At 69.3% G+C, this 12,407-nt stretch carries 12 protein-coding genes; 4 read left to right on the top strand and 8 right to left on the bottom strand.

The genetic code is table 11. The annotated features are described in order from the left end of the window. Window positions 1-164: 164 nt before the first annotated feature. On the top strand, window positions 165-899 hold the full coding sequence (locus OG972_RS03910; RefSeq protein WP_266978303.1) for a (2Fe-2S)-binding protein: 735 nt from the start codon (window positions 165-167) through the stop codon (window positions 897-899). Between the two features lie 45 nt (window positions 900-944). Here OG972_RS03910 and OG972_RS03905 read toward each other — a convergent pair whose 3' ends face one another. Both OG972_RS03905 and OG972_RS03900 read right to left on the bottom strand, forming a co-directional pair. Beyond that, a complete protein-coding gene (locus OG972_RS03905) occupies window positions 945-1,277 on the bottom strand; it encodes an STAS domain-containing protein (protein WP_266990260.1) in 333 nt (110 codons plus the stop codon). A gap of 258 nt (window positions 1,278-1,535) precedes the next feature. After that, window positions 1,536-2,048 carry a MarR family winged helix-turn-helix transcriptional regulator gene (locus OG972_RS03900; protein ID WP_266978301.1) on the bottom strand — a complete coding sequence of 171 codons (513 nt, stop codon included), beginning with the start codon at window positions 2,046-2,048 and terminating at the stop codon, window positions 1,536-1,538. Window positions 2,049-2,128: 80 nt separating this feature from the next. On the opposite strand from OG972_RS03900, the gene OG972_RS03895 reads away from it, so the two are divergent. Continuing rightward, window positions 2,129-3,292, top strand: coding sequence for a PP2C family protein-serine/threonine phosphatase (locus OG972_RS03895; protein WP_266978299.1), 1,164 nt, complete (start codon window positions 2,129-2,131; stop codon window positions 3,290-3,292). Window positions 3,293-3,353: 61 nt separating this feature from the next. Here OG972_RS03895 and OG972_RS03890 read toward each other — a convergent pair whose 3' ends face one another. The 5 genes from OG972_RS03890 to OG972_RS03870 all read right to left on the bottom strand — a co-directional run bounded on the left by OG972_RS03890 (window position 3,354) and on the right by OG972_RS03870 (window position 8,455). Then, window positions 3,354-3,809, bottom strand: a complete 456-nt coding sequence (locus OG972_RS03890; protein WP_266978297.1) for an ATP-binding protein — start codon at window positions 3,807-3,809, stop codon at window positions 3,354-3,356. Between the two features lie 99 nt (window positions 3,810-3,908). Then, window positions 3,909-4,352: a response regulator gene (locus OG972_RS03885; RefSeq protein WP_266978295.1), complete on the bottom strand. Its 444-nt coding sequence runs from the start codon at window positions 4,350-4,352 to the stop codon at window positions 3,909-3,911. Beyond that, a complete protein-coding gene (locus tag OG972_RS03880; protein ID WP_266978293.1) occupies window positions 4,349-5,974 on the bottom strand; it encodes a CHASE3 domain-containing protein in 1,626 nt (541 codons plus the stop codon). The genes OG972_RS03885 and OG972_RS03880 overlap by 4 nt, the downstream gene beginning before the upstream one ends. Next, complete coding sequence (locus tag OG972_RS03875; RefSeq protein WP_266978291.1) at window positions 5,967-7,220, bottom strand: PP2C family protein-serine/threonine phosphatase; 1,254 nt, start codon at window positions 7,218-7,220, stop codon at window positions 5,967-5,969. Before OG972_RS03875 ends, OG972_RS03880 begins: the two co-directional genes overlap by 8 nt. A 344-nt stretch (window positions 7,221-7,564) precedes the next feature. After that, window positions 7,565-8,455: an RNA polymerase sigma factor SigF gene (locus OG972_RS03870; RefSeq protein WP_266978289.1), complete on the bottom strand. Its 891-nt coding sequence runs from the start codon at window positions 8,453-8,455 to the stop codon at window positions 7,565-7,567. Between the two features lie 405 nt (window positions 8,456-8,860). Here OG972_RS03870 and OG972_RS03865 point away from each other — a divergent pair, with 405 nt between their 5' ends. Continuing rightward, window positions 8,861-10,348: an SDR family NAD(P)-dependent oxidoreductase gene (locus OG972_RS03865; protein WP_266978287.1), complete on the top strand. Its 1,488-nt coding sequence runs from the start codon at window positions 8,861-8,863 to the stop codon at window positions 10,346-10,348. 276 nt (window positions 10,349-10,624) lie between these two features. Further along, window positions 10,625-10,798 carry a hypothetical protein gene (locus OG972_RS03860; protein ID WP_266978285.1) on the top strand — a complete coding sequence of 58 codons (174 nt, stop codon included), beginning with the start codon at window positions 10,625-10,627 and terminating at the stop codon, window positions 10,796-10,798. A gap of 153 nt (window positions 10,799-10,951) precedes the next feature. Here OG972_RS03860 and OG972_RS03855 read toward each other — a convergent pair whose 3' ends face one another. Beyond that, entirely contained in the window at window positions 10,952-12,388 is a 1,437-nt protein-coding gene (locus OG972_RS03855; RefSeq protein WP_266978283.1) for a lipase maturation factor family protein, read from the bottom strand. Between the last annotated feature and the right edge of the window lie 19 nt (window positions 12,389-12,407).

Genomic DNA, 12,407 nt, shown 5'->3' with positions numbered 1-12,407 from the left:
ACTGCGATCCGACGTACTGCTTTGGTAGTACGGCAGTGGTCCGCGTGTCCTCCTCCCGACGGTAGTCCTCCTCCCGACGGGCCTCAGGACGATCATCCCGCAGCGATACGGTGAACGGCGAGCCGTGGGACCCGGGATGCCCGCGACGTCACCAGGAGTGATTGATGGAACCCGCGCAGGAACAGCGCACGGAGCAGTCGGACGTGGCCTCGGTGGGCGGCTTCTTCGCTCTGCGCAGCACACCGGTGCCCGGCGGTGCACACCGCCCGCTGGCCCGGCTGTACGCGGGGGAGACGGCATCGCTCACAGCCCGTATCGACGCGGTCGCCGCCGCGCTCCGTACCCCCGAGCGCAGAGTTGCCGCGTCCGTCGCTCACCTGGGCCTGGCCGCCCGTCTCTGGTCGACGGCCCTGGGGCCGGCGGCCGTCGCGGGCCGCTTTCCCGATCTGTCCCCCGGCACGCTCCACTGGGACCCGCGGCGCCCCGCCCCCGACGACCTGTGGCACGAGCCGGTCGCCATGCTGCCCGGCACCGCGGACCGGATCCGCGAGGTCGTCCAGTTCGGCCATCTCGTACCGCTGGCGGAGGCGATCCGACAGGACGGACACCTCGCTCCGCGGCTGCTCTGGGGCAACGCGGGATCGGCCCTGGCCGGAGCGCTCCGTGAACTGATCGCCTGGGCGCGGACCCACCACCGCCCGGACGTCGCGCAACGGGCCCGGGCCCTGGTCGCCGAACTCTTCGACCACCCGGATCTGCGCGCCACCGGCTCCCCGCACACACCCGCGTTCCGCAGACGCAGCTGCTGTCTCTACTACCGGTGCCCGGGCGGGGGCCTCTGCGGGGACTGTGTCCTCGACCGTCGGCCGGTACCCTCACCGGACTCCGCCCCCCGGTGATCGAAACACCGCGCACGAGGGGGCGGGCGTCCGCCGTTGCCGGAGTCAGGTGGGCAGCGGAGGGTCGATGGCCTCCGCAACGGTGTCGAAGACCGGCAACGCGCTGTCCAGACCGAGCACACCGATGAGCCGCGCCATGAACGGGGACGGCGTGGCCAGCCGCATCCGGGGGCCCAGCAAGGACTGCCCGTGGAGCAGCATGTTCACCGTCGTGGAGTCCGCGAACGACACGGCGGAGAGCTCGACGACGACCGGAGCCTGCCCATCCTGTGCCGCGTTCTCCAGCGCCGTACCGAGAACGCCGATGTTGTCGATATCGAGATCGCCCGTCAAGGCGAGTATCAGGGCTCCCCGCTCCTGGCGTGGGACGATTCGAATGGCTTTGTCTCCGCTGGGCGGTGGAAGCACGGAAGGCACCTCGGGATGCACTCGGTGAACGGGGACGACTGTCGTGGGCGGACGGCTCGGTCGCGATCCGCCCCGGCTTGCGGCGTGGGCTGCCTGCCAAACGATAAAAGGGATAGTTGCCGCTTGACAACATTCTCCCTGGGTAACAATCTATTTCCAGTTGATCAACAACGACCGCACCCACGTCGGGTGCGGCTCGGTTACGCCCAGGACAGGGGCCGGATGAAGCTAGGCGCTCTCCGCGACATCGTCGCGCAGCCGGGTAGTCGGACCGCCGTCCCCGCCGATCCGCTCGGCAGCGGCCGTGTTGAATGCGGCGAGACCTTCTGCGAGGGCCGCCACCGCGGCCGACGGCATGCGTCCCAGGACCGCGGCGAACTCCCGGGTCCGGATCGCCCGGTACTCTTCCAGCAGGGTGCGTCCCTGCTTGGTCAGCCGGAGCTCGACCTCCCGGCGGCTGGTGGCACTGGGCTCCCGCCGGATCAGGCCCATGGCCTCCATGCGGTCGCAGAGCCGGCTCACCGAGGGCGGGCGCGAACCGAGCGCCTCACCGAGCGACCGGAGATTGCTGCCCTCCTGCTGCTCGATCACGAGCAGCGCCCGCAGCTGGGAGGGCGAGACCGTGCCCGGATCCGCCGATTCCTGCCCCCGCGACCACAACACCTCCAGCAACTCGGAGGCGGAACAGACATCCGCGGACACCTGCTCAAGGGGGCGCGGATGACCGGTGGGGCGGGGCATCTGTCCACTCTTTCACCCTGCGCACCCGTCTGTCAGCCCGGAACCGGCCCCGCCGCCGCTCCAAGGAAGACCGAGAGACCGTGAACGCCCGCCCGGACATCGAAAGAGCGCTGCGGGCAGCGGCACCGCACGCCTTGGTGGAGACGGTCCGCGAAGCGCTCCGGAGGGAGTACGGTGCGCTCCACGTCCAGCTTCTGCTGGCGGACTACGGCATGACCGTGCTCAAGCCCGTCGACCCGGTCGAGGGCCCCGGCGATCCCCTGTCGATGTACAACAGTCCGGAGGGCCGGGCCTTCGGCAGCCAGGAACCGCGCGAGCAGCCCCTCCGGCACGACGAGGCACTCGATCATCACCTCCCAGTGACGGTGCGGGGGGAGCGGCTCGGCATTCTCACCGTGCGGCTGCCGGGCGAACGCTCCACCGCGCGGACGGTGGACGAGCTGACTCACGTGGCCGACCTCCTCGGCCACGAGATCCTGGTCGCGGAACGGGACACCGACCTCTACCACCGGGCGCGTCGGGTCAGCAGGCTCACGCTCGCCGCCGAGATGCAGTGGCAACTCCTTCCCGCTCGGGCCTGCACGGCGGCCGAGTACGCCATCGGTGCCCAGCTGGAGCCCGCCTATGCCATCCACGGCGACAACTTCGACTGGTCCGCCGACACCGACGAGCTGACCGTCGCCGTGACCAACGGCATGGGCGAGGGCATCCGGGCGTCCCTGCTCACCAACCTCGCCGTGAACGCGCTGCGCAACGCCAGACGGGCGGGGATCGGCATCGCCGACCAGGCATCCCTCGCGGACCAGGCGATCTACGGGCTGCACCGCGGCAGTGTCCACGTCTCCACCCTGCTGCTCCACTTCGACCTGGCCACCGGCCGGGTGGGCGCCGTGGACGCCGGCTCTCCCCAGCTGTGGCGGCTGAGGGGCAGAACGGTCACCCGCATCGACTTGGAGGCGGAGCTTCCGCTCGGCATGTTCGAGGAGTCCCAGTACTCCGTCCAGGAGTTCCAGGTGGTGCCCGGGGACCGGCTGCTCCTGGTCAGCGACGGCGTCTACGAGGCCGCGTCGCCGCTGGGGGAGCTGTACGGGGAACGGGCTCTGACCCGTGCGCTCATGGCGACCAGGCTGCTGCCGGCAGCGACCGTGCCGCGCGCCGTGCTGCGTGAGCTGGCCGAATACCGGGACTCGGAGACGCTGGACGACGCCCTCGTCCTGTGCATCGACTGGTTCGGCAGGTCTTAGGGGCTCTGGCGGGACAGGAGCTGAGGGCTCTTCACAGGACCGGGGCCGGGCTGCTCCCGGGTCAGCTGCTGAGTTCGAACTCGGCCCTGATGCGCTTGCCCACCGGCACCCGCTCGGCGGTCAGGCGGTCGCACAGGGCAACGACTATCTCCATGCCGTGACCGCCGAGGCGGCTCGGGTCGGGGGAGAAGAGGACGGGAAGCGCCGTGCTGCTGTCGTAGACCGTGACGCTGATCCGCCGCGCGGTGCCCTCAAGCTCCAGCAGGTAGGGGCCGTGGGTGTACCGGTCGGCGTTGGTGACCAACTCGCTCACGGCCAGCATCAGGTCGTTACGGGTGTGCTCGCCGAGCACCGCCAGCCATTCCGTGGTGAGCCTGATCAGAAAGCGGTCGGCCAGTGCGCGTGCCTGTGCGATGCATCCCGGCTCACCACCGAACACTTCGGCGATGTGCAGTGCCTCGGTGGGCCAGTGACCCGGATGCGGGTCGTCCGGCCGGGAGAGGGCGTGTTGGTTCATGAGCTCCAGCCAGGGCGCAGCAGGGGAGGTCGGTGACCTTTTCTTCGCGGTTCATCTACCCGTGTCATGAGATCCCACTCCTGGGAATGACGAGGGTGGTCAGGAGCGGCCCGGCAGTCGTACGACCGTCACGAAGAACTCGTCGATCCGGCGCACGGCCGCGATGAACTGATCCAGGTCGACCGGCTTGGTGACATAGGCGTTGGCATGCAGTTTGTAGCTGCGCAGGATGTCCTCCTCGGCGGAGGACGTGGTGAGCACGACCACCGGGATGAGCGCAAGCTCCGGGTCGCTCTTGATCTTCTCGAGGACCTGGCGGCCGTCGTACCGGGGCAGGTTCAGGTCGAGCAGGATCAGGTCAGGGCGCGGAGCGTCGCCGTGGTCGCCGCGGCGATAGAGGAAATCCAGGGCCTCCTGACCGTCCCGCGCCACATGGAGAGTGTTGCTGATCTTGTTGTCCTCGAAAGCCTCCCGGGTCATGAGCTCGTCGCCGGGGTCGTCCTCCACGAGAAGGACTTCGATGGGCTGTACCGGGGTGTTCACGGGGCATCTCCGGAGAGTTCGGGACCAGGAGCGGCGGCGGGGTCCGTCGCCGGGTGGCGCGCCGTACCGGGGCTGACCGGCAGCGAGAAGTGGATGCGAGCGCCTTCGCGGTAACCGGGGTCCAGCCAGATCCGGCCGCCGTGGAACTCGATGATCTTGCGGCAGAGAGCGAGTCCGATGCCCGTGCCGTCGTACTCGTCGCGGGAGTGCAGACGCTGGAAGATGATGAACACCTTCTCCGCGAACTCGGGGGCGATGCCGATGCCGTTGTCCTGCACGGTGAAACGCCATTCGTCCTCCTCCCGGACACAGCCGACCGTGATCACGCACGGGACCTCCGGGTGGCGGAACTTCACCGCGTTCCCGATCAGGTTCTGCCAGATCATCGCGAGGGTCGTCGAGTCACCGGTCACCTGCGGCAGCGGATTCTCCCGGACGAGGGTGGTGCCGGTCTCCTCGATGGACAGCGCGAGATTGGCCACGGCCCGGTCCAACGAGCGGTCGAAGTCCACGGAGTTCCAGCTGTCGTGGACCCGGCCCACGCGCGAGAAGGTGAGCAGATCGTTGATGAGCACCTGCATCCGCTTGGCCCCGTCGACCGCGAAGTCGATGTACTGCTTGCCTCGCGAGTCCAGCTCCTCGCCGTACCGTTTCTCCAGGAGCTGGCAGAACGAAGCCACCTTGCGCAGCGGCTCCTGGAGGTCGTGCGAGGCGACGTAGGCGAACTGCTCAAGTTCGGAGTTGGAGCGACGGAGCTCCTCGGTCTGCTGGGCCAGCAGCGATTCGCGTTCCTGGGCCTCGTCGAGCTCCGAGACCAGACGACTGCGCATGTCCTCGACAGCTGCCGCCACCGCCCGCACGTCGGACGGCCCGTGCACCTCTATGCGGTGGCGGAATGCGCCGGCCCGCACTTTCCCCGAGTCGGCGGCGAGAACGCTCAGCGGGCGGCCCACCACACGGTTGAACAGCATGCTGAGCGAGATCACGGCCAGCGCGAAACCGATCACCAGGGCGATCATGGCCCGGTCGCGTATGGTCCGGGCGTCGTTGAGCTGGGCGCGCGCCCGGTCCCGGGCGGCATCGAGATGCTTCTGCTGCGTGCCGTACAGCGAGCGCAGGATGTCGAACTCCCGCTTGCTCTCCAGGATCCTGGTGGAGGAGTCGGCCGCCGGACCGTCCTGCCGGACCGCAGCGATCAAGGGCTCCGCGTTCAAGGCGCGCCAGCGCGCGGAAGCCTCGGCGATCCGGTTCAGATCACTGCTGAACGGCTGTTCGTCACCGAGTACCGCTCGCACCCGGGCGATCCGCCGCTGTTCGTCCCGCTTGCCGGCCTCGTAGGGTTCGAGAAAGGTCTTGTCGCCGCTGAGCGCGAACCCGCGGACGCCGGTCTCCTGATCGAGCAGCGCGTTCTGCAGCTGGAAGGCGGAGGAGCGGGCCGGCTGGATGCGGTCCACCAGTTCGGTGGTCCGGTCCGATATCCGGGACAGCACGAGCCCCCCCACCACCAGACATCCGCAGACGACCAGCACGAAACCGGCCAGGATCAGATGCACCCAGTTCTGGACCGACAGGCGCGAGAGCCACCGCCCGCGCGAAGCCGGTCCGGTCGCTGTGTCACTCATGGGGCGTCTTTCTCCAGCCGAGATGCAGTACGGCGACGTCGTCGGCGAGGCCGCCGTAGGGCGAAGCGCCCTCGGTGGCGCCGGCGACCAGCGCGTCGATGAAGGGGCGGGCGGCAAGATCCCCGAGGCGCCGCGCCATGGCGAGCAGTCCCTCTTCTCCGAGCCGGGAGTCCGGACCCGTGCGCCCCTCGAAGAGTCCGTCGGTGAAGAGCACGACACCGCCGTCCCTTGGGAGGGCGAGTTCGGTCGTCGACCACTGGCCGGCTCCGGGAAGCAGCCCCAGCGCCATGCCGCCCTCGGGCTCCACCCACTCGACCTCCGTGCCGCGCCGCACCAGAAGCCCCGGGTGTCCGGCCCGCACCACCCTGACGTGCCCGGCGTGGGGCGGGAAGACGAGCGAGGTCACCGTCGCGAAGGCATGCGGGTCGGAACGCTCGGCGACGAGAATCGCTTCCAGGAGCCGTATCTGTTCCAGCGGATCGGTGTCGCACAGCACCGCTGTACGCCACGCCACACGCAGACACACACCGAGCGCGGCCTCCGCCGCCCCGTGCCCCGACACATCGCCGATCACGGCGTGCACGGTGCCGTCGGGGGTCTGCACCACGTCGTAGAAATCGCCGCTCAGCAGACCGTGCGCCCGGCCCGGCTGGTAGCGGGCGACGGCGTCGAAGCTCTGGTCGCGCAGCAGCGGCACGGGCAGCAGCCCGCGCTCCAGACGGGCGTTCTCCCGGGCCATCAGCTGGTTGGCGCGCAGCGCGGCAGCGGCCCGCTCGACCTGCTTGCGCTGGAGGGCGTAGCGAATGGCGCGGGACAGTGCCTGAGGATCGAGCCGTCCCTTGGCGAGGTAGTCCTGCGCACCGGTGGCCACGGCGGTGAGGCCCGCCTCGGCCTCCGCGAGTCCGGTCAGTACGACGATCGCGGCGTCCGGAGCCGTCTCCACGATCTGGGTGACCGCCGGAAGTCCGTGCACATCGGGAAGGTGCAGATCGAGCAGCACACAGACCGGAGTGCTGACGGTCCGCAGGAATGTCAGGCCCTCGGCCAGCGTCTTGCGCCAGATGAGTCCGGAGTCCAGCTCGCTGTCGGCGAGCATCTCCTCGACGAGCAGGGCGTCACCGGCGTCGTCCTCGACCAGCAGGATCGCGGCGTCGACATTCCATACGGAACGTCCTGAGCCGTGCTGTACCGGGAGGGCGACGGGGGCCGCAGGATGTGCCGAGGCGCTTGCGCGCGGCTCAGACACTCTCCACCCCCTCGCGCGGTCGGCGCAGGTCGTTTCCGGTCGTCCCGCAGCATATGCGAACGAGTGCTGTCGTCGTGCCGTCGCACGTTGACGTACCCGGCGGTGCGGTCCATCGGCCGCCGGGACGCCACGGTCGGGCGGGCACGACGAGCCTGCCCGGTGAGCACGGTGAGTTCCGCTGCCGTCTCCACGGACGATCCGGCGCGGACGGCCGGAACCGCGTGCGGCTCCAGGTGCGCGCGGGCGCCGTCGGAGGCGGCCGCGGCATCACGCAGGCGACGCACGGCCGGTGCGAGCGGAGCGAGATCCATGGCCGAATGCTCTTCTCACGCTCCGTACCGCGGTCAGGCCTCCACGGACATTCCCACGCGCAGCTGTTGGACGATCCGCGCCAGCAACCGCGAGACATGCATCTGCGAGACGCCGAGCTCGGCGCCGATCTGGGACTGCGTCATCTCCTGCCCGAACCGCATCTGCACGATCCGTCGCTCGCGGTCGTCCAGCTTCTCCAGCAGCGGCGCCAGCGCGTGGAGATTCTCGACCGTCTCCATGCCGGGGTCGGCCTCACCGAGGAGTTCGGCGTACGACCGCTGCTCCTTGCTCGACTCCGTGTCGGCCGAGGGACTGTCCAGGGAACCGGCCGAGTAGCCGTTCGCGGCAACGAGGCCTTCGACGACCTCCTCCTCGGGAAGGTCGAGACGGGCGGCCAGCTCCTTGACGGTGGGGTCGCGGTCCAGCTCGGCCGAGAGCTGCTCCTTCGCCTTCGCGAGATCGACACGCAGCTCCTGGAGCCGGCGTGGGACATGCACCGACCAGGTGGTGTCCCGGAAGAAGCGCTTGATCTCGCCGACGATGTACGGCACGGCGAATGTGGCGAACTCGACGTCACGGGAGAGGTCGAACCGGTCGATCGCCTTGATCAGACCGATCGTGCCGACCTGAATGATGTCCTCGGTGTCGTCACCGGCGCGGTTTCGGAACCGGGCCGCGGCGAAGCGCACCAGCGAGAGATTCATCTCGATGAGGGTGTTGCGCGCGTACTGGTATTCGTGCGTGCCCTCTTCGAGTACCTGGAGCCTGTCGAGGAAGAGCTTGGAAAGCTGGCGCGCATCCTTCGGAGCGACCTTTCCGGTGTCCTCGATCCAGGGCAGCTCAGCAGCTCCGGCACCGGTGAGCGCACCGGTCTCCTGGTGCAGCGTTCCTGCTCCGCTGGTCCGCTCCGAAGCGGTCACCATGTCGTCGCCCTCCCTGTTCGTCGGATGTGTCGAACGGCGCATGCCCCGCTTCCCCTGAGTGATGCGCGAAGATCCGGATTTCCTTTCGCCGGCCCGGTCACGGCACCCACTGTTGCCCCGATGCGTGTGCGGTCCTGTCCTGGGTCCTGCCCCCCGAACCGCCGACGTCGCCCGGGTCCATGGCGTCCCCTCCAGCAGCCCGCTGTGCCGCCCCACGCACCCGGATGGAGCAGCGCGGCGGACATGGCAGACTTGAGCGGGGCGTTCGGCCCGAAGTGCGGCGGCTTCGCGCAAGCCCGCAGCCGGGCCTCAGCCCCGTGGACAGTCGGTCCTCGTGAGCCCGCTACGGCGATGCGCCGGGGGCCGCCGAGAAATCCCGGCGGCATGACTGACAGAGGAACGGCAATGACGGTGACAGAGGACAGCGCGGAGTTCGCTCCCGGTATCGAGGAGTTCGGTCCCGGTATCGACCCGGAGCGGCTGGCCGTCTGCCTGAGCGTGCTCGACGAACTCGACAGCATCGAGGTCGACCACCCCGACGCCATCGCCGTGCGCCGCGCCACCGCCGGCATCTACCGAACCGTGAAGCAGCGCCGCCGCCAGGAGCGCCGGGCCGCCAAGACCGCGCACGACAAGGCCGTCACCGAGGCCACCGCCACCGGATCCGCCGACCGCATCGACGACGAGACCCAGGGTGTCCTGCCGTCCTCCTCGGCCGGCGCCGAGATCGCCGGGATACTCCAGCGGCCCCGTTCCTGCTACATCTGCAAGACCCGGTACGTCGAGGTGGATGCCTTCTACCACCAGCTCTGCCAGCAGTGCGCCAAGGAGAACCGGGACCGCCGCGACGCGCGGACCGACCTGACGGGACGCCGGGCGCTGCTCACCGGCGGCCGGGCGAAGATTGGCATGTACATCGCGCTGCGGCTGCTGCGAGACGGCGCGCACACCACCATCACCACCCGCTTCCCCAACGACGCGATCCGCCGGTTCAAGGCGATGCCGGACAGTGACGAGTGGATCCACCGGCTGAAGATCGTCGGCATCGACCTGCGCGACCCCGCCCAGGTCGTCGCCCTCGCCGACTCGGTCGCCGCCGAGGGGCCGCTGGACATCCTGATCAACAACGCCGCGCAGACGGTACGCCGCTCCCCGCAGGCGTACAGCGAACTGCTCGGCGCAGAGTCCGCACCGCTGCCCGCGGGTGAACTCCCCGCGGCCGAGGTCATCGGCACCTTCGGCAGCGGCTCGGTCGACCGCGTCGCCGCCCTGCCCGCCGCCCGCACGGAGGGGCTGAGCGCCCAGGACGTCACTGAACTGGCCCTGGTCACCGGTTCCGCCTCGCTGGAACGGATCGCCGCGGGCACCGCGATCGACGCGGGTGGTCTCGTACCGGACCTGCATCACACGAACAGCTGGATCCAGACGGTCGAAGAGGTCGAGCCGATCGAGCTGCTCGAGGTCCAGCTCTGCAACTCCACCGCGCCGTTCATCCTGATCAGCCGGCTCCGTCCCGCGATGGCCGCGACGGCAGCCAGGCGTCGTGCCTATGTGGTCAACGTCTCCGCGATGGAGGGCGTTTTCAGTCGCGGCTACAAGGGCGCGGGCCATCCGCACACCAACATGGCCAAGGCGGCGCTGAACATGCTCACCCGCACCAGCGCCCAGGAGATGTTCGAGAAGGACGGCATCCTGATGACCGCCGTCGACACGGGCTGGATCACCGACGAGCGCCCGCACCCCGACAAGATCCGGCTGGCCGAGGAGGGCTTCCATGCCCCGCTCGACCTGGTCGACGGCGCTGCCCGGGTCTACGACCCGATCGTGCGCGGCGAAGCGGGCGAGGACCTGTTCGGCTGCTTCCTGAAGGACTACGCGCCGGCCGGCTGGTAGATCGATCCGTTGTCCGAAAGTGACTGAGCGCACACGTTCCATCGAGCGGGATGGCGCTCATTTGGTTAGGCTGGGGTGAACGGACGCCACCCGGGGATCCACAAAACTCCCCGGGCCGTCCTGGGACAGGCTTGTAACCAGGCCGCCGTTCCGCCCCACGCCCGGCGCCACCGCGACCGAACTGTTCCTGCCCCGCCCCACATGGGTGGTCGATGTCCGGTAATGAGGCCGGAGTGTCGGCGACGCCCGGGGTTACGCGACACAAAGGAGTGCGCGGTGACACCAGAACTGACGAAGCAAGAGAAGCGACCGGCAGAGCGACAGGGAGAGCGGGCCCGTCGGCCCGAGAAACTCCAGAACCTCGAAGTCTGGGCCAGGTCCGCACCGATCCGGCTGGCCGGCTACGAGGACGATCTCGCCGAGCCGCACATCCTGCCCGGCATCGACTGAGCCACGGGCCCGGCTGCGCGCCCGCCCGACGTCCGCGACGCCCGTCAGCCAGGGAGCCCCGGCCTTCCGACACCACGGAAGTCCGGGGCTCCGGCGTGTCCCGGCCCGGTCACCGCACCGGGCGGAGTCCACGTGCGCCCGGGGTCCGGGTCCTCAAGGGGGCATGGTCGGGCTGATGCGGGCGGGGGCGAGGGTCACCGGTCTGATGAATTCCCGCACATGGGTGCGGTGCCACCAGTTCCCGGTGGCACGCAGCTCGCGCCAGGTCGTGTACCGGTAGCGGTAGACCCTGGCGCGGACGTGCGTGGGCGGGGTGCCGGGGAACGGGTTGTGGCGCAGCAGCCGCAGTGTGTCCCGGTCGTTCTCCAGCAGCCGTTCCAGGAACGGTCCGAACCAGGGATGGGCGTACGCGGGAGAGAGCGCCGCGAACCACATCAGCCAGTCCAGGCGCAGGTGATAGGGAGCGAACTGGCGCGGCAGCCTCCGCGGATCGCCCGGCTTGCCGCGGAAGCCGTACTCCTGCCAGACGGTGTCGGGGTGGAGGACCGTCTCGTCGGTGCCCTCGACCGCGATCTCGAGCCGGACCCGGCTGATGCTGCCGAACGCGCCGTACGTGTTGACGAGATGCAACGGGTCGAACGAGCGGTTCATCACCTGGCGGCGGGAGATCAGATTGCGCGCCGGACGGTAGCTGAGGGCGACCACCAGTGCGGTGACGGCGATGACCACCACCTCGTACCAGAGCGGTGGCGCCGACTGCGCGGGCTGCGCAACGAACAGCGACCAGTCGACGGCGGACAGGGCGAGAGCGATGGTCACCCAGTTCAGCCAGGCGAAGTTCCCGGAGAGGACCAGCCACAACTGGGTGACGATCATCAGCCCCGCGGCCGCACTCGCCACCGGCTGCGGGGTGAAGAGCAATACCGGGACGAGGAGTTGGGTGACGTGGTTGGCCGCCACCTCCACCCGGTGGACGGGCCGGGGCAGCCGGTGGAAGAACCAGCTCAGCGGTCCCGGCATCGGCTGGGTCTCATGGTGGAAATACAGACAGGTCAGCTTGCGCCAGCACTCGTCGCCCCGGATCTTGATCAGCCCCGCGCCGAACTCGACCCGGAACAGCACCCAGCGCAGCAGCCACAGCACGAGTACCGGCGGAGCCGTGTCCGCGTTGCCGAGAAAGACGGCGAGGAAGCCGGTCTCCAGGAGCAGCGACTCCCACCCGAAGGCGTACCAGAGCTGGCCGACCTGGACGATCGACAGATACAACGCCCACGGCAGCAGCCACAGCAGCATTGCCGCCCAGAGCGGAACGTACGAATCCACCCCGGCGATCAGCGCGACCGCGAGCGCGCAGCCGGTCCAGGCGACCGCCGCGAAGAACCGGTCGGAGTAGTGGAGCCGGAAGAGACCGGGAGCGAGCCGCCAGTCCGTTCGCCGCAGGAACTCGGGCACGGGCAGCATGCCGCGTTCGCCGATCAGCGCCCTGAACTGGAGGGCGGCGGCGAGAAACCCGACCAGATAGATGCAGGCGAGAGTCCGCTGGAAGATCAGCCGGCTGAGCCAGTAGCCATCTGCGGTGAACCATTCCATCACTTCCAGTATCGACGCT

Origin of the sequence: Streptomyces sp. NBC_01669, from assembly GCF_026339735.1 — a bacterium.
GTDB lineage: Bacteria > Actinomycetota > Actinomycetes > Streptomycetales > Streptomycetaceae > Streptomyces > Streptomyces yanii.
Note: the sequence above shows the minus strand (reverse complement) of the source record. Positions and strands in the feature narration are given on the sequence as shown.

What these genes read in the sequence shown, in the direction of transcription:
- OG972_RS03855 (WP_266978283.1), bottom strand. Translation starts at nt 12,388, where the DNA reads ATGGAATGGTTCACCGCAGATGGCTACTGGCTCAGCCGGCTGATCTTC.
- OG972_RS03870 (WP_266978289.1), bottom strand. Translation starts at nt 8,455, where the DNA reads ATGGTGACCGCTTCGGAGCGGACCAGCGGAGCAGGAACGCTGCACCAG.
- OG972_RS03865 (WP_266978287.1), top strand. Translation starts at nt 8,861, where the DNA reads ATGACGGTGACAGAGGACAGCGCGGAGTTCGCTCCCGGTATCGAGGAG.
- OG972_RS03880 (WP_266978293.1), bottom strand. Translation starts at nt 5,974, where the DNA reads ATGAGTGACACAGCGACCGGACCGGCTTCGCGCGGGCGGTGGCTCTCG.
- OG972_RS03910 (WP_266978303.1), top strand. Translation starts at nt 165, where the DNA reads ATGGAACCCGCGCAGGAACAGCGCACGGAGCAGTCGGACGTGGCCTCG.
- OG972_RS03900 (WP_266978301.1), bottom strand. Translation starts at nt 2,048, where the DNA reads ATGCCCCGCCCCACCGGTCATCCGCGCCCCCTTGAGCAGGTGTCCGCG.
- OG972_RS03890 (WP_266978297.1), bottom strand. Translation starts at nt 3,809, where the DNA reads ATGAACCAACACGCCCTCTCCCGGCCGGACGACCCGCATCCGGGTCAC.